The organism is Lysobacter sp. 22409 (assembly GCF_052045105.1).
In the GTDB taxonomy this organism is placed as follows: domain Bacteria; phylum Pseudomonadota; class Gammaproteobacteria; order Xanthomonadales; family Xanthomonadaceae; genus Lysobacter; species Lysobacter antibioticus_B.
Genome location: NZ_JBQEOE010000067.1, coordinates 1 through 16,172, shown reverse-complemented (window position 1 = coordinate 16,172; position 16,172 = coordinate 1). Strand labels below are relative to the sequence as shown.

Here is a 16,172-nt window from a genome sequence, read left to right as displayed (position 1 = left end):
CCCTTTTCTTTGGTTACCTTTGACCGAAGGGAATCCAGACGGACTTTTGAGCTTAGCAAAAGAAAGTAACCCGGCCGCGTGAGCGGACGGAAGCTCTGCACTTGCTTGTGGCTTCTCGGTCAGCAAGATCAAGGTCAAACGCTAAAAGCTTCCGCCACTAAAGCGGCGGGTTACTTTCTTTTGTCATAAGCAACAAAAGAAAGGTAACCAAAGAAAAATGCTTTTCTTTTGAATCAAAGGCCCGCACGATCGATGCCGACGCAGGGCTTTTTCATACGGGACATCCCTGTCCCGATGAAAAACGGCCTGCATCCATGCAGGCCGCCCTCCGGGTCTTCCATTGCCTTCGCGAGTGCTCGACGACGCACAGCAACTGCCAATGCAACAGCAAAGCCGGTGTAACAGCAAAGCCGGTGCAACAGCGAAAGCCGGTGCGGCATCATTCCGTCTTCGACCCCTCATCGAGACCGCCATGTTGATTCACGGAGCTTGTCACTGCGGCAATATCGCTTTCGATCTGGACTGGCGGCCGGAGCCGCTCGAGATTCCGGCGCGGGCCTGTACGTGTACGTTCTGCACGAAGCACGGCGGGGTGTGGACGTCGTGTCCGGGCGGGGCGCTGCGGGTGCGGGTCAAGGAACCGGCGCGGGTGTCGCGGTACGACTTCGGCACGCAGACTGCCGATTTCCATGTCTGTACGCGCTGCGGGGTGGTGCCGGTCGTCACCAGCCGCATCGACGGGACCCTGCATGCGGTGGTCAACGTCAACACCTTCGAGGGCGTCGATGAGGCGCTGCTGCGACGCTCGCCGTCGACGCTCGACGGCGAAACCGAAGCGGTGCGCCTGGCCCGGCGCCAGCGCAACTGGATCGCCGAGGTCGTCTTCGTCGAAGGCGGCGATTGAGCCCGCGCCCGGGTTCGCGCTTGGATTCGCGGTCGGGTTTCGGGCTGCGCGTGACCGCGCTTACTGGCGGGCCGCGCTCTTGCAGTCGGCGTTCATCGCCAGGTCCTCGGCGCTGACGCACAGCTTGAATCCCGGCTCCAGGCCGATCACTTCCTTGTCGGAGCCGGCGGCCATGGCGAAGCGTTCGAAGGGTTGGCTGGCGCACCGGGTTTCGCCGGCCGGCTGCCTGGCGGCGCCTGTGGCGGCTGCGGTGGCGCACTCCTCATGGAACAGGGTGTAGTGGCATTGCCCGCTCCGGCTGGCCAAGCATTCGAACTTGGCGATGCGGTCGGTGACGCGCACCTCGCTGTCGATGATGTCGATGCCGTCGGCGCTGGCGCGGTGGACGATGGTGGTCGCACCGATATCGCAACCGAGCAAGGCGAACAGGTAGTACAGCAAAGCCGTGAAGTTGCGCATAGGTCACCTGGATCGTGGGTTGCCGCGTTACATCGTGCGGAACAGGGTCATGAAGGGCTGGCTGACGGTCAGGGTTTCCGGGCGGTTGCGCAGGCGCACGCTGCCCTTGCCGCTGTCGTCGCGCACGATGGAGGCGATCGCCTTGAGGTTGACGATGGTCGAGCGATGGATCTGCTTGAACATGGTCGCGTCGAGCACGTCGAGCAGTTCGCGGATCGGCTTGCGCAGCAGGGCTTCGCCCTCGGCGGTCACCACCGTGGTGTATTTGTTGTCGGCGCGGAAGTAGGCGATGTCGTCGACCAGGATCAGGCGCGTCTCGCGGCCGGTGCTCGCGGTGATCCAGGTCAGCGGCGGCGTGTTGCGCTTGGGCTCGCGGTTGGCGAGTTGCTGGGCGAGCTCGGACAGCGCATCGGCATCGGTCTGATTGGCGGCGCTGCGTTGCTGCAGGCGCTGCACGGTGACGGCCAGGCGTTCGGGCGTGACCGGCTTGAGCAGGTAGTCGATCGCGCCCTGCTCGAACGCGTCGATGGCGTACTGGTCGTAGGCGGTGACGAACACGATCTGGGTCTGCGGGCTGACCTCGGCTGCGGCGGTGGCGACATCGATGCCGGTCAGGCCGGGCATGCGGATGTCGAGGAAGGCGATGTCGGGCCGATGCTCGGCCAGGGCTTCCAGCGCTTCGGCGCCGTCTTCGCATTCGGCGACGATCTGCAACTGCGGCCAGGCGCCGCGCAGGGAATCGATCAGCGCCTGGCGCAGCAGGGACTCGTCTTCGGCGACCAGGGCGGTGGAAGGAGCAGGCTTAGACATAGATGGGTTCCTCGCGCGCGGCCAGCGGCACGCTGATCGTCGCGGCGACGCCGTTGGGGAAATTGGCGACGACCGCGAGTTGGGCGTCGCCTCCGTACACCAGTTGCAGGCGCTCGCGCACGTTGCGCAGGCCGATGCCGGTGCCGGCGTTGGTGGAGTTGAAGCCTTCGCCGTCGTCGGCGACGGTAATGGCGACGCGGTGATCGTTGCGGCGCGCGAGGATCCACACCGTGCCGCCGCCGGGCTTGGGTTCCAGGCCGTGCTTGATGGCGTTTTCGACCAGAGTCTGCAGCATCATCGGCGGCAGCGGAATCGTGCGCAGTTCCTCGGGCACGTCGATCTGCAGTGCCAGCCGTGCGCCCATGCGCAGCTTGAGAATTTCCAGATAAGCGCGGGAGCGGTCGAGCTCGTCGCCGAGCGTTGACTGCGCGTCCTCGGTGCGCGGCAGCGAACGACGCAGGAAGTCGATCAGATGGCCGAGCATGATGTCGGCGCGCGGCGGGTCGTTGCGGGTCAGGTACTGGGCGCTGGCGAGGGTGTTGTAGAGGAAATGCGGTTCGACCTGGGCGTGCAGCAGGCTCAGCTTGGCCACGGCGAGTTCCTTCTCGGTGACCGTGCGGGTAGTGCTGACGCGCTCGGTGCGGCGGCGCTCGGCGATGCGGCGGGTGATGGCGCGCACGACCGCCTCGGCGTTCTCCAGGTTGGTGCCGCCGTCGACGCGGAACCAATCGCTCCAGGCCCCGGTCTCGGGCTCGCAGATCAGGGTGATGCTGCCGCTGTCCTCGCCGGGCGTGACCGTAGCCAGGATCTGGTTGCGGGTCCAGCGGCTGTGATTGCGCACCACGCCCTGGCGATCGGTGCGGCTGCGTCCGTAAAGGTTGGGGCGCTGCACCTTGGCGCTGACCTGCAGGCTGTCGCGGGCGCTCTCGATCTCCTCGACGCGCGGCAGTTCGCGGATCGCCGCGTCGAGCAGGTCGAACACCTCGCCGGCCTCGAACGGCACCTCGATCTGGCGGCGGTGGCGGTTGGCGAGGGTGTCGCGGTCGATATGCCCGGCGATCAGGCGCACCCGGCGCAGATGCGAGAAGGCGTTGGTGACGACGTAGGCGACGACCAGCGCGGCGATGATGAACAGCGGGGCCACGTCCTGGTGCTCGAGCCCCGGCGTGACCGAGGACAGCAGCGCCATCAGCAGGAACACGCCGAACCATGCGGCGGCGAGGCGGACGATGAAGAAGAAGCTCCTGATCACGACGGGTCCGAAAGGGGCCTGGGTTGCGACGCAGCATAGTCGTCTGCCGGCCGGGTGGAAGTGGGGCCGCGACGAAGCCGGGGGAGGGGGCGACGAAACCGGTTCGGGACGGAACGAAGCGCGGGCCGTGTGCGTCTGGGCTGGCCGCTTCGGCCAATGCGGGCTGCGTGCGATCCAGGGGCGATGCGCCCCTTTCTCGTTTGTGGCGACCCCTCGCTCATGAAGGCCCGAGGAAATACATGGATGACGCTAGGCGAGGGGTGCATAGCCTGTCGTGCTCTCATCCGGCCTTCGGCCATCTTCTCCCGCCAGCGGGAGAAGGGTTGCCTGCGAGCCGACTCGTTCGCAGCTCTCTCCCGCTTGCGGCGACCGTAGCGAGTGCTAAGCGGAGAGGAGGCGGGTGAAGGCGATGAGTGGGGCAGCGGCAGCTCGCCGGCGACCGTCTCGTCCCCGGTAGCCGATCAACGAGCGGCAATGTGTTTCCGGTGCCCCGCAATGTGACTTGCGATGACTCGGCGATCCAGGCGAAAAACCCGCTTGGCAAAGCCTCGGCGTTCCGATAGCGTGACGACCGCCAAGGACGGTTGGGGGCCGCCTTCATGTTTTCGATGTCTACCGTGTTGATCGCCGCCTTGGCGATGACTCCGCCGCAGCCGATGCCGGCCGCCGCCGAGGCGCCGAGTGCGCTGCCCGCCGCACCCGCGCCCGCACCCGCGGCGGTGCCGGTATCCGAGCCTGCTCCAGCGTCCATGTCCGAAACCGCTCCGGCGCCGACAACGCCGTCGGCCGCCGCCGGCAGCGCCGGTGCGCTGCGTATCGTCGCCGGTACCGACGTGCTGCTCGAAACCCTGCAGCCTTTGAGTTCGGCCACGCTCAAGCGCGGCGACAAGTTCGGGCTGCGGCTGGCGCAAGCGCTGAGCGTCGACGGCACGCTCGTGCTGCCGGCCGGTACCACCGGCGTGGGCGAGGTGATCCATGCCGAGCGTTCGCGCAGCGGCGGCAAGCCGGGCGAGTTGTTGCTCGCCGCGCGCTATCTCGAAGCCGATGGCCGGCAGATCCCACTGCGCAGCTTCCGCGTCGGCTCGGCCGGTGTGGACAAGTCGGGCCAGGTCATCGGCCTGGCCATCGCCGTCGGCGTGTTCGCGATGTTCATACGCGGCGGCGAGATCCAGATCCCTTCGTATACCCAGGCCCAGGCGCGCATCGCACAGGACGTCGATCTGACGCCCGCTGCCGCGGCGCCCGAGCACGCTCAGGCCCCTGCGCCTGTCGTCACCACCGAACCACCCGTCACCACCCAAACTGGGGAAGCTGTCCAATGAAGTCGATGTCGTCGCGTGTCCTGTTGATTGCTCTGTTGTTGCCGGTGTCGGCCTTCGCCACCGGCGGTTCGCTGGCCTGGAACGGCAAGGCGCCTTCCGATCCGGCCAAGCAGCTCCCGAATGCCGAAGCGAGCGCTTCGGCGGAAGCCAAGAGCGAAGCCGGCGCCGCACCCGCGGTCGAAGGCAGCGCGGCGGCGACGGTGGCACCGGCGGCAGCGCCGAGTGCGGCCGCGACTGCGTCGGCGTCGGCGTCGGCCAGCGCCAAGCCGGCGGCGGCCAGCAGCGGCCTGATCGCCGCACCGCCCGCAGGCAAGGGCCAGATCGTGTTCTTCCGTCCGGCCAAGTTCGTCGGCGGCGCGGTCGGCTACAAGGTGCGCGAAGGCGCGGTCGAGCTGGGCAAGCTGCGCAGCGGCAAGTACTTCGTTGTCGCGGTCGAGCCGGGCGCGCACGAGTACACCGTGCATTCGGAAGCCAAGGACATCCTCAACATGGAAGTCGAAGCCGGCGAAACCTATTACGTGAAGGGCACGATCACGATCGGCATCTTGGCTGGTCGTCCGAACCTGTCGCCGTCGACGGTCGCGGAGTTCGACGAGATCGCCGGCAAGCTCAAGCTCGCCAAGTAAGGGCAGGACGCGGCGAACGCATCGCGCCGCCGTAGTCGCAACCGCTCAAAAAAAGGCCCCGCATTCGCGGGGCCTTTCGTTTTATCGCTTCAGTGCAACCCAGCCGGGGCTCAGGCCTCGACCTCTTCCTTGTAAGCATCGATCGGGATGCAGGCGCACATGACGTTCTTGTCGCCGTAGACGTTGTCCACGCGCGACACCGGCGGCCAGTACTTCTGCAGGCGCAGGGTCGGCAACGGGAACGCGGCCAGCTCGCGCGGGTAGGCACGGGTCCACTCGCTCGCGGTGACCTGCGAGGCGGTGTGCGGGGCGTGCTTGAGCGGGTTGTCCTCGCGGTCCAGGCGGCCGTCCTCGACCGCGCGGATTTCGTCGCGGATCTGGATCATCGCGTCGATGAAGCGGTCGAGTTCGTGCTGCGACTCGCTCTCGGTCGGCTCGACCATCAGCGTGCCGGCGACCGGGAAGCTCAGGGTCGGGGCGTGGAAGCCGAAGTCGATCAGGCGCTTGGCGACGTCCTCGGCGCTGACGCCGGTGGCGTCCTTGATCGGGCGCAGGTCGAGGATGCACTCGTGCGCGACCAGGCCGTTGCGGCCGGTGTACAGCGTTTCGTAGTGCGGGGCGAGGCGCTTGGCGATGTAGTTGGCGTTGAGCAGCGCCACTTGCGTGGCCTTGCGCAGGCCGGCGGTGCCCATCAGGGTGACGTACATCCACGAGATCGGCAGGATGCTCGCCGAGCCGAAGCTCGCCGCGCTGACCATGCCGACGATGCCTTCGCCGTCGACGGTCTTCGGCAGGAACGGCGCCAGGTGCGACTTGACCGCGCAGGGGCCGACGCCGGGGCCGCCGCCGCCGTGCGGGATGCAGAAGGTCTTGTGCAGGTTCAGATGGGAGACGTCCGAGCCCCACTTGCCGGGCTTGGCCACGCCGACCAGGGCGTTCATGTTGGCGCCGTCGGTGTACACCTGGCCGCCGTGCTTGTGGATGATCTCGCAGATCTCGACCACTTCCTCCTCGAACACGCCGTGCGTGGACGGGTAGGTCATCATGATCGCGGCGAGACGGTCGCTGTACTTCTCGGCGGCGCGGCGGATGTCGTCGACGTCGACGTTGCCGTTGCTGTCGGTCTTGGTCACCACCACGGTCATGCCGCACATCTGCGCCGAGGCCGGGTTGGTGCCGTGCGCGGAGTCGGGGATCAGGCAGATGTCGCGATGGCCTTCGCCGCGCGAGCGGTGGTAGGCGCGGATCGCCAGCAGGCCGGCGTATTCGCCCTGGGCGCCGGAGTTCGGCTGCAGGCTGACCGCGTCGTAGCCGGTGCACTCGACCAGCATCGCCTCGAGCTCGTCGATCAGCTGGGTGTAGCCGGTGGTCTGGTCGGCCGGGGCGAGCGGGTGGATGTTGCCGAACTCGGGCCAGGTCACCGGGATCATCTCGGCGGTGGCGTTGAGCTTCATCGTGCACGAGCCCAGCGGGATCATGGTGCGATCCATCGCCAGGTCCTTGTCGGCCAGCGAGCGCATGTAGCGCAGCAGTTCGTGTTCGCTGTGGTGGGTGTTGAACACCGGGTGCTGCAGGAACGAGGAAGTACGCACCAGCGCGGCCGGGATCGCGTCGACGGCTTCGCGGTCGAGCGCGTCGATGTCGAGCTGCACGCCGAACGCGCCGGCGAGGGCGACGAGTTCGTCGCGGGTCACGGTTTCGTCGAGGCTGATGCTGAGGCTGCCGGCATCGATCTCGCGCAGGTTGATGTTGGCTGCGCGGGCCTTGGCGTGGATCGCGTTCGCGTCGATGCCGCTGACGTGCAGGGTGTCGAAGAAGCCGTTGCCGACGGCGATGCCGGCCTTGCCGAGTGCGGCGGCGAGGATCGTGGCCTGGCGGTGGACGCGGCGGGCGATGCGGGTCAGGCCATCGGGGCCGTGGTAGACGGCGTACATGCTCGCCATCACCGCCAGCAGCACCTGAGCGGTACAGATGTTGCTGGTCGCCTTCTCGCGGCGGATGTGCTGCTCGCGGGTCTGCAGGGTCAGGCGGTAGGCGGGCTTGCCGTCGGTGTCGACCGAGACGCCGATCAGACGGCCGGGCATCGAGCGCTTGTAGGCGTCGCGGCAGGCCATGAAGCCGGCGTGCGGGCCGCCGAAACCGAACGGCACGCCGAAGCGCTGGGTGTTGCCGACGACGATGTCGGCGCCCCATTCGCCCGGTGCCTTGAGCAGGGTCAGCGCGAGCAGGTCGCTGGCCACGGCGACGATGCCGCCGCGCGCGTGCACGGCATCGGCGACGCTCTGGTAATCCTTGACCGCGCCGAAGGTGTCCGGGTACTGCAGCAGGGCGCCGAAGGCGTCGACCGTCGCCGCTTCGGCGTCGTCGCCGATGTGCAGTTCGATCGCCAGCGGTTCGGCGCGGGTGCGCAGCACTTCCAGGGTCTGCGGGTGGATGTTCCTGGAGACGAAGAAGGTGTCCGACTTGGACTTGGCCGAACGCTTGGCCAGGGTCATCGCCTCGGCGGCGGCGGTGCCTTCGTCGAGCAGCGAGGCGTTGGCGATCTCCATTCCGGTCAGGTCGGCGACCATGGTCTGGAAGTTGATCAGCGCCTCCATGCGGCCCTGCGAGATCTCCGCCTGATAGGGCGTATAGGCCGTGTACCAGGCCGGGTTCTCGAGGATGTTGCGCAGGATGACGTTCGGGGTGTGGGTGCCGTAGTAGCCGCGGCCGATGAAGCTACGGAACACCTGGTTCTTGGTGGCGATGGCGCGGATCTTGGCCAGCGCTTCGACTTCGCTGATCGCGGCTGGCAGGGCCAGCGGCTGGGTCGACTTGATCGAGCCGGGGACGATGGCGTCGGTCAGGGCTTCGAGCGAGTCGTAGCCGACCTGCTCCAACATGTGGCCGATCTCGGCGTCGTTGGGGCCGATGTGGCGCTCGATGAAGGCGTCGTGGTGCTCGAGATCGCGCAAGGAAGTTGCGCTGTTGGCGGCTGGGCTCATGGCAGGGGCGTCCGAAGGCAGCGTGCGGTGCCGCACGCGAGGCGCCCCTCTGTCCTTTTGCCTGAGAGTTTAAAAGCGTGCTGCGGTCAGGCAGCTAGGGGAGGGGATGGCCCGGGGGCCGCTCCTGTCCGCGCTCGCTTCGTGCCCCTTCGGCGCCGGTTCTGCCCCGCTGTCTCAGCGTACGCAGGCGGTCTCTCCAGAGTTTTGTACACGCGGCGGTATGGGGCCTGAGCGATTACGGGCGTTGCGCCTTCGGCAGCGGTCTGGCTGGGGGGCCGGGCCGCTTCTCCCACCGGGTGTTTCAAGCCACGATTATAGCCGCAGCGGCGGCCCCGGGGCGACGTTGCCGGGGCTGGCGGCAGCCGGCTTCATCCCGGGTTTCGACGCCGCGACCCGGTTCAGGAAGGCCGATTCGCCGTAACATGGTCGCGGTCCCTTCCGGAGCTTCCTGCATGGACCGTCCCCCGTTCCAACTGCTGCAACTCGATCACGTGGTGCTGCGCGTGCGCGACACCGAGGCGATGATCGCTTTCTATTGCGACGTACTGGGTTGCCGGCTGGAACGGCGCCAGGACGCGATCGGCCTGGTGCAGTTGCGCGCCGGCCTGTCCCTGATCGACCTGGTCGACGTCGAGGGCAAGCTCGGCCGCCTCGGCGGCGCGCCGGCCGGGGCCGAGGCCCGCAACATGGATCACCTGTGCCTGCGCGCCGAGCCCTTCGACCGCGAGGCGATCGTCGCCCACCTGCAGGCGCACGGCGTGCGCATCGGCGACTTCGGCTCGCGCTACGGCGCCGAGGGCGAGGGGCCGTCGCAATACCTGTTCGACCCCGAAGGCAATGTGGTCGAACTCAAAGGCCCGCCCGACGAGGTGCCGATCGACACCCACACCGCCCACGCTCCCAGCTGAGGCCCCGAGCCGACGCTCTCCGATTGGTGATCTCCGATTAATACCTCCGCACCCGATCCTGCTCCGGCCACGAAGACCTTGTCGATCCGCCGGCTGGCCTTGCTGCTCGGCGGCCTGGCGATGTTCGGGCCATTCTCGATCGACACGATCTTCCCGGCGTTCCCGGTCATGGGCGCCGAGCTGGGCGCCGACAAACTGGCGATGCAGCAGACCATCAGCGTCTACCTGATCGCCTATGCGCTCATGAGCATCGTCCACGGCCCCTTGTCGGACACGATCGGGCGCCGCCGCGTGATCATCGGCGGGCTCAGCGTGTTCACGCTGGCGTCGGTGGGCTGCGCGCTGTCGACGGACCTGTCGACCTTGCTGTTCTTCCGCGCGGTGCAGGGGCTTTCGGCGGGGGTCGGACTGATCGTCGGCCGCGCGGTGATCCGCGACGTGCTGCACGGCGACGATGCCCAGCGCCTGATGAGCCAGGTGACGATGATCTTCGGCGTGGCGCCGGCGATCGCGCCGATCATCGGCGGCTGGATCCTCGGCTGGGCGCATTGGCCGGCGATCTTCTGGTTCCTGGTCGGCTTCTCGCTGCTGTTGCTGGCCTCGACCATCTTTCTGCTGCCGGAAACGCATCCGCCGCAGGCGCGCCTGCCGTTGAAGCCCAGGCGCCTGCTGCGCGATTACTTCGCGATCTTCCTCAACCCGCGCTTCCAGCGCCTGACCGCGACCGGCGCGTTCAATTTCGCCGCGCTGTTTTTGTACATCGCCTCGGCGCCGGCGTTCGTGCTCGACATCCTCAAGCTCAACGAACGCCAGTTCGGCTGGTTCTTCGTGCCGACCATCGGCGGCATGGTGCTCGGTTCGTTCGTGTCGGGGCGCTCGGCCGGCAAGATCAGCGGCGACCGCCTGGTGCGCTGGGGCTTCGTGTTTTCCTTCCTCGGCGTGGCCATGAACCTGGGCTACAACCTGTGGACCGACGATCCGCAGATCCCGTGGGCGGTGTTGCCGATGTGCGTGTCGGCGTTCGGCATCGCCCTGGTGTTCCCGATCGTGACCCTGTCGATCCTCGACATGTACCCGCGCCAGCGCGGCTCGGCTTCGTCGCTGCAGGCGTTCTCCGGTCTGGTGGTCAACGCGATCATGGCCGGCGTGCTGTCGCCGCTGATCAGCGCCAGCGCGGTGTCGCTGGCGGTCGCGGCCTCGGCGCTGACCGCGGTGGCCTGGCTGTTCTGGCAATGGGAAGCGCGCGTGTCGAAGACCGCATGCGCGAGCCGCGGCGACGAGGCCGCGGCGGTGGAGCCGCAAGAGTCGTTGTGAGGCTTCGGCGTCGCGAGGGGCGCGCCGAGCACGATAAACGGGCCCTGCGTGTCGAGCGCTCGGGTTCCAAATCGAGTCTGGACCGGCGAAGCCGCGCGCCGGTTTCGCCGCGCCTGATTTCTATCGCAAATTAAGATACGGCCGAAAATTCCGTCCAGCGACTTTTTTGCGATGTGCGCTACGTCGTATGTTGCGCCAATGCAGGACCGAGCGTGGCGTGCGTCCTGATTGGTCGATAAGGGACGATCTTCGCTGAATTAAAGTCCGTTGGCCGTGGCCATGACCATTGCGATGTTGATGGCGTGCGCTCCTGCCCAAGCCGATGGCGGCTTCTGGCTGACAGGCGATTTCGATCTGCCTTTCCCAACCGATACCCACCAGCCGATACCCAGCCGACTATTGCGATCTTCGCCATGGCGGACGATGACAGCGCCGTCGTCGGAAGCCGCGACGCGAATCCTTTCGTCTAGGCCCTATTCACGGGACTGAGAACGTTCTTCGCAGAAGCGGTGCCTACGGCTTCCGGATGCGCGCTGGCCGGCCGGGGTTGGTATCGGCGGATGGCTCAGCGGTCGTGCCGGCCGCGATGGTCTGGGCCTCTGCTGCCGCGAGGCCAGGGTCTGGCGCAGCGGACGCTGCGCACGGGAATGTGTGTTTGTCGCGAACGCGCGACTTAGGGATAATCGCCGAAGACAGCGGGGATGTGCTCGTAACGGCGTCTTGCTCCGGGTCGAAAGCCGGAAGCGCACCGTTCGACGTGTCGCCGTACCAGAGCCTGGCGCTTTACTTCAATCGGCAAGGAAATCGTCGTGAAACAAGACCACTGAAAGCGGCGAAGGCCGTGTCTGCGGCGCGATCTCTGGCGCATGCCAGTACCGTGCTTCAGCAGGCAGGGCGTTTCGATGCGCGCGTTCCCGGGACATCCTGCCGACCAGCTCAACGGTGATAGCGCCCGCGGCAGTATGGCCGCCGTCCTGGGGCGTGAATCGATGGGGCATGAATCGACGGGGCATGAATCGAAATGATAGGCGTCTTGAGGCTGGGTGTCTGGCCTCTGGCGATCGAGTGTTGCGACCGCTGAGGCTTGGAATCGCCTCAAGCAGGAACCCAAAGGGAAGGAAGATGAAGATCAGTTTGCTGTCGACTGCTTTGCTGGCAGTTGTGATGTCGAATCCGGCAGTGGCTGCTGCCGATTTCTGGCAGTTTCCAGGAAGCTTGTCCAAAACGGGCTACGTATCCGGCGATGGCCGCGCATTCGTTTGGCTGGAAAGTGGTGGTGGCGTATTGTCCCGGTGGACCGAGCAAGCCGGCACCGAAACCCTATACAAAGTGTCAGACCGGTACGTAGACAGTCGCATGCTCAAAGCGGTGTCGAGCGACGGCTCGCTCCTCTTGTTCGACTTGCCGCAGTCGATTTCGGGGAAAAATCCAGGAACGACGCCTGCCTTGTGGAGTCAGGCCGGCGGCTTCAAGATCTTGGATATCCCCGCATATTCTGCTTTGGGGTGGGGGATGTCGGCTGACGGAAGAGTCGTGGTCGGGACGATGTATTCGACGAATTCGACCTACGTCGGCCAAGCATTCCGTTGGAGCGAAGCTCAAGGGCTGCAGGTGTTTCAAGGCGATTCCATCGGGGAATCTTTCTTCGCAGGAGCGGTGTCTGGCGATGGCCGGGTAGTGGCGGTCACCGTGCTTCGTCCGCGCAGTGAAGTGGTGCTGTGGACGCAAGGGGCGAGCAACGTCAGCTTCGCGCCTGCTCCCGGGTATTCAAACGTGATTGCTTATGGCGTTTCTCATGACGGTTCGCGTGTTGTGGGAAGGCTCGATCAACATGAACCGTATTTGCGAAGCTTCCCGTATGTGTGGGACAGCAAGACCGGAATCATGCCGTTAGGCTTGCTTTCCGGTTACACCGGCGGCGAAGCGAAAGCCATCTCCGGAGACGGGAAGGTTGTCGTGGGAAGTATGTATGCCTTTGTCAATTCGCCGCGTCCCTCCGGTATCGACACGGCTTTTAGATGGAGCGCTCAGACCGGCACCCTTTCCATCGCGCAGTGGCTAGCCGCTTATGGCGTCGAAGTGCCGGCCGGTGCAGAGTTGATAACGGCAAACAGCACCAGCTTCGATGGCTCGATCATCGCGGGCGAGGGCCGGTACGGAAGTCTTTGGTTGGCCCGGGTGAAAGGCCCGAGCGGCGGATTTCTGCTGGACGTCGATGCTTACCAGCGCAGCCTGATCGATGCCAACCAGCGCCTGACCCTGGGCCTGAGCGGCCTGGCCAACGCGACCTTGTCGGGCGCGCATCATCGTTCGCTGCTCGATAACGGCCTGGCGAGCGAGTCCGACGGCTCTTGCGCCTGGGTCAATGCCGAGGCCGCCGATTACGACGAGAGCAAGACCCGAATCGAGCAGTTGGAAGTCGGTGTCTGCACCGACCTCGGTCCGGCGCGCCTGGGCCTGGGCCTGGGCAAGGCCAAAGCGCGCCAGGAGTGGGACCTCGGCAGCCAGAGCAAGTCCGAAGGCGAGTACCTGCTCGGCGAGGCCGCGTTCAAGCTCGGCGAACAGTGGCAGGGCAGCCTGCTGGGCTACTCGGGCCGGTTCGATGTCGATTCGCAGCGTCGTTACTACAACGGCACTGCGGTGCACACCTCGTCGGCGCGTCCCGATGCGAAGGTGGCGGCGCTGCGCGCGCGTTTGGACTGGAAGGACGCGGCGCGGGTCGGTGGCGTCGGCATTTCCCCGTATGCGGCCTACACTTGGACGCGGACCAAACTGGACGGCTACGCGGAGAGCGGTGGTGGTTTCCCGTCGCGCTTCGACCGCACCGACTGGAGCACGCGCGACCTGCGCGTCGGCGCGGCGTTCGAACGCAGTTTCGGCGAGCGCAGCGATTTGAGTGTGTCGCTGGAAGCGGTGCGTCGCATGGACAAGATCAGCAGCGGCACGCGCGGCGAGATCATCGACTTGTTCAGTTTCGATCTGCCCGGCGGCGAACTGGACCGTAACTGGGGCCAGATGCTGGTGGATTTCGACCACCGGTTCGGCAATGGTTCGGTGCTCGGCGTCGGCGCGCGCGCGGCCTCGTCGGGCGGCGATGCGGATTGGGGCGTATCGCTCGGGTATCGAATGTCGTTCTGAACGGGCGATGGCGGCAGTCGTCCGGCGAGTCGGGCGGCTGTCGTTCCGGCCGATCGGCGGGCAGCATCATCATCGTGGGAAGCCGCAACCGGAACCCTTTGGTGTTGCGGGCTTGATCTCGCGCAGCGGACGCTGCGTGCGGATACCGGAAGATGCGCCGTCAATCGATCCGCACGATTTGCTTCAGCCGTGGCGGTCCTGGGAGGACAACGCAATCGTTTCCGGTTTTGATTCGTACCGCTGGATTTCGTGCAGGCGGTCGAAGCAGCGAATAGTGTGCTGTTTGTCGCGAGCGTATTGCTCGGGGATAATGTCGGGGACGGCGGAAAATCGGCCGTAAACGTGCCTTCTTTGCAGCGTCGCTGCGGATACTTCTCGGCCGCGGCATAGCCCAAAGAGCGTTCAGTCGGCCATCCAATACTCGAACAGAGGCTTCCATGATGCGACGCGCGCTCTTGGTCATTTCCCTGTTGGCGGCGATTCCTGCCTATGCCGAAGGCAACTTCTTCATCGCGCCTCCGGCGCCGAGTACGCCCTCTTCTCTTCCTTATCGCGGTACTGCAGCGGTTTCGGCGGACGGCCGCGTCGTTGCGGTGGTGAACCAATCGGGAGTCGATCTGCGCGATAACCAAGGGCGCATGATCGAGACGCTGATTCCTTATCCCGGCTTCACCTGGGGGTTGGCCGAACGCACGGCAATCTCGAGCGATGGTTCTATGGTTGCAATGACTGTTCGCGGTCCATTCGGGCATGGCGAGACTGCGACCGGGATAAGTTATTTGTGGACGAGGGCGGGCGGCGCCAGGGAGTTCAAGATCGCCGGCACGTATGGGGTGGCAATCAGCGGGCTATCCGGCAACGGCGAGGTCGTGATCGGCGATCTGGTCGAGACTGACGGCTTGTTTCAGGCTTTTCGTTGGACCAGGCAGGGCGGCGCTCAACGCCTGTCGGGCATGGAGCCATCGCAAACCTTGGCCAAGGCGGTGTCGGACGACGGCGCAACCGTAGTCGGCAATCAGATGGCCTTCCGTGCCAACAAGAATCGTGCATTTCGTTGGACGCAGGCGGGGGGAATGGCATTGGTGCCGTTGCTGCCCGGGCATTATCTCAATTCTGCAACCGACGTATCCGGCCGGGGGGACCGCGTGGTAGGTCTGACCAGCACTTCGGTCTTCCCGGGCAGTAACGGCGGCGATACGTTCGGCTATCTGTGGAGCGCCTCCGGCGGGACCGTGCTGTTGCGGCCGTTGGCGGGCTACGGCTTCAGTAATGCATTGACGATTTCGCGCGACGGCTTGGTCGTGTACGGCGATTCGTACAACGCAGGGCCCTACGATTCCGGCTGGGCATCTCAGGAGGCTTACCGTTGGTCCGAGCAGACGGGAACGATCTCAGTCAGCTATTGGTTGAAAGCCTCCGGTGTGAGTTTGCCTGCCGGGACTTATCTGTCCAGCCCGACCGATACCAACGCCGACGGATCGGTGGTTGTCGGCGTGACCCCGCAACGCCAGGTTTGGATCGCCAGAGTGACGCCGCATGGCGGCGGAGTTCTGCTGGACATCGATGCCTACCAGCGCAGCCTGATCGAAGCCAACCAACGCCTGACGTTGGGCTTGAGCGGCCTGGCCAACGCGACATTGTCGGGCGCACACCATCGCTCGCTGCTCGATAACGGCCTGGCGAGCGAGTCCGACGGCTCTTGCGCCTGGGCCAATGCCGAGGCGGCCGATTACGACGAGAGCAAAACCCGCATTGAGCAGTTGGAAGTCGGTGTCTGCACCGACCTCGGTCCGGCGCGCCTGGGCCTGGGCCTGGGCAAGGCCAAGGCGCGGCAGGAGTGGGACCTTGGCAGCCAAGGCAAGTCCGAAGGCGAATACCTGCTCGGCGAGGCGGCGTTCAAGTTCGGCGAACAATGGCAGGGCAGCCTGCTGGGCTATTCCGGCCGGTTCGATGTCGATTCGCAGCGTCGTTACTACAATGGCACCGATGTGCATACCTCGTCGGCGCGGCCGGATGCGAAGGTGGCGGCGCTGCGCGCGCGTTTGGACTGGAAGGACGCGGCGCAGTGGGGCAGGGTGAGAGTTTCGCCGTACCTGTCCTACACCTGGAGCAAGACCGAGCTGGATGCTTACAGCGAAGACGGCGGCGGTTTCCCGTCGCGCTTCGAGCGCAGCGATTGGACGACGCGCGATGCGCGCTTGGGCACGGCGTTCTCGGGCCGGATCGGCGGCAGCAACGAACTGACGGTGTCGCTGGAAGCGGTCCGCCGTCTGGACAAGACGGTCAGCGGCACGCGCGGCGAGATCATCGACCTGTTCGGGTTCGATCTGCCCGGCGGCGAACTGGACCGCAGCTGGGGGCAGGCCTTGGTGGACTTCGACCACCGTTTCGGCAACGGTTCGGTGCTCGGCGTCGGCGCACGCGCATCCTCGTCGGGCGGCGATGCGGATTGGGG

Annotated in this window: 11 protein-coding genes and 1 riboswitch; of the genes, 7 read left to right on the top strand and 4 right to left on the bottom strand. The window is 65.9% G+C overall.

Annotated elements, in window-relative coordinates; translation table 11 throughout:
• The first annotated feature begins 379 nt into the window (after positions 1-379).
• Positions 380-904: a GFA family protein gene (locus ACTJJK_RS22005; RefSeq protein WP_200875883.1), complete on the top strand. Its 525-nt coding sequence runs from the start codon at positions 380-382 to the stop codon at positions 902-904.
• 60 nt (positions 905-964) lie between these two features.
• On the opposite strand, the gene ACTJJK_RS22000 is transcribed toward ACTJJK_RS22005, so the two are convergent.
• Genes ACTJJK_RS22000 through ACTJJK_RS21990 form a run of 3 tightly spaced genes read right to left on the bottom strand, consistent with a single transcriptional unit; the run spans position 965 to position 3,425 of the window.
• Positions 965-1,363 (bottom strand): hypothetical protein, encoded by a 399-nt coding sequence (locus ACTJJK_RS22000; RefSeq protein ID WP_051885403.1) that lies wholly within the window; start codon positions 1,361-1,363, stop codon positions 965-967.
• A 27-nt stretch (positions 1,364-1,390) separates the two neighbouring features.
• On the bottom strand, positions 1,391-2,173 hold the full coding sequence (locus tag ACTJJK_RS21995; RefSeq protein ID WP_223620474.1) for a LytR/AlgR family response regulator transcription factor: 783 nt from the start codon (positions 2,171-2,173) through the stop codon (positions 1,391-1,393).
• Positions 2,166-3,425 carry a histidine kinase gene (locus ACTJJK_RS21990; RefSeq protein WP_031374051.1) on the bottom strand — a complete coding sequence of 420 codons (1,260 nt, stop codon included), beginning with the start codon at positions 3,423-3,425 and terminating at the stop codon, positions 2,166-2,168. The genes ACTJJK_RS21995 and ACTJJK_RS21990 overlap by 8 nt, the downstream gene beginning before the upstream one ends.
• Before the next feature lie 599 nt (positions 3,426-4,024).
• On the opposite strand from ACTJJK_RS21990, the gene ACTJJK_RS21985 reads away from it, so the two are divergent.
• Positions 4,025-4,747, top strand: coding sequence for a hypothetical protein (locus tag ACTJJK_RS21985; protein WP_152566407.1), 723 nt, complete (start codon positions 4,025-4,027; stop codon positions 4,745-4,747).
• Positions 4,744-5,373, top strand: coding sequence for a DUF2846 domain-containing protein (locus tag ACTJJK_RS21980; protein WP_440731256.1), 630 nt, complete (start codon positions 4,744-4,746; stop codon positions 5,371-5,373). The genes ACTJJK_RS21985 and ACTJJK_RS21980 overlap by 4 nt, the downstream gene beginning before the upstream one ends.
• 110 nt (positions 5,374-5,483) lie before the next feature.
• Here ACTJJK_RS21980 and gcvP read toward each other — a convergent pair whose 3' ends face one another.
• Entirely contained in the window at positions 5,484-8,357 is a 2,874-nt protein-coding gene (gene gcvP, locus ACTJJK_RS21975) for an aminomethyl-transferring glycine dehydrogenase (RefSeq protein WP_440731255.1), read from the bottom strand.
• A 39-nt stretch (positions 8,358-8,396) separates the two neighbouring features.
• Positions 8,397-8,567, bottom strand: a riboswitch (glycine riboswitch).
• 242 nt (positions 8,568-8,809) lie between these two features.
• Here gcvP and ACTJJK_RS21970 point away from each other — a divergent pair.
• The 4 genes from ACTJJK_RS21970 to ACTJJK_RS21955 form a co-directional block, all read left to right on the top strand.
• Entirely contained in the window at positions 8,810-9,265 is a 456-nt protein-coding gene (locus ACTJJK_RS21970) for a VOC family protein (protein WP_051885405.1), read from the top strand.
• Positions 9,266-9,358: 93 nt separating this feature from the next.
• Positions 9,359-10,579: a multidrug effflux MFS transporter gene (locus ACTJJK_RS21965; RefSeq protein ID WP_440731257.1), complete on the top strand. Its 1,221-nt coding sequence runs from the start codon at positions 9,359-9,361 to the stop codon at positions 10,577-10,579.
• A 1,122-nt stretch (positions 10,580-11,701) separates the two neighbouring features.
• Positions 11,702-13,717, top strand: coding sequence for an autotransporter domain-containing protein (locus tag ACTJJK_RS21960; protein WP_440731254.1), 2,016 nt, complete (start codon positions 11,702-11,704; stop codon positions 13,715-13,717).
• A gap of 437 nt (positions 13,718-14,154) precedes the next feature.
• Positions 14,155-16,172, top strand: a 2,018-nt coding sequence (locus ACTJJK_RS21955; protein WP_440731253.1) for an autotransporter domain-containing protein, incomplete at its 3' end; no start/stop codon positions are given.

Bases quoted from the DNA above. Each gene is read 5' to 3' on its own strand.
- gcvP (WP_440731255.1), bottom strand. From the start codon at position 8,357: ATGAGCCCAGCCGCCAACAGCGCAACTTCCTTGCGCGATCTCGAGCAC.
- ACTJJK_RS21995 (WP_223620474.1), bottom strand. From the start codon at position 2,173: ATGTCTAAGCCTGCTCCTTCCACCGCCCTGGTCGCCGAAGACGAGTCC.
- ACTJJK_RS22005 (WP_200875883.1), top strand. From the start codon at position 380: ATGCAACAGCAAAGCCGGTGTAACAGCAAAGCCGGTGCAACAGCGAAA.
- ACTJJK_RS21970 (WP_051885405.1), top strand. From the start codon at position 8,810: ATGGACCGTCCCCCGTTCCAACTGCTGCAACTCGATCACGTGGTGCTG.
- ACTJJK_RS21960 (WP_440731254.1), top strand. From the start codon at position 11,702: ATGAAGATCAGTTTGCTGTCGACTGCTTTGCTGGCAGTTGTGATGTCG.
- ACTJJK_RS21985 (WP_152566407.1), top strand. From the start codon at position 4,025: ATGTTTTCGATGTCTACCGTGTTGATCGCCGCCTTGGCGATGACTCCG.
- ACTJJK_RS21980 (WP_440731256.1), top strand. From the start codon at position 4,744: ATGAAGTCGATGTCGTCGCGTGTCCTGTTGATTGCTCTGTTGTTGCCG.
- ACTJJK_RS22000 (WP_051885403.1), bottom strand. From the start codon at position 1,363: ATGCGCAACTTCACGGCTTTGCTGTACTACCTGTTCGCCTTGCTCGGT.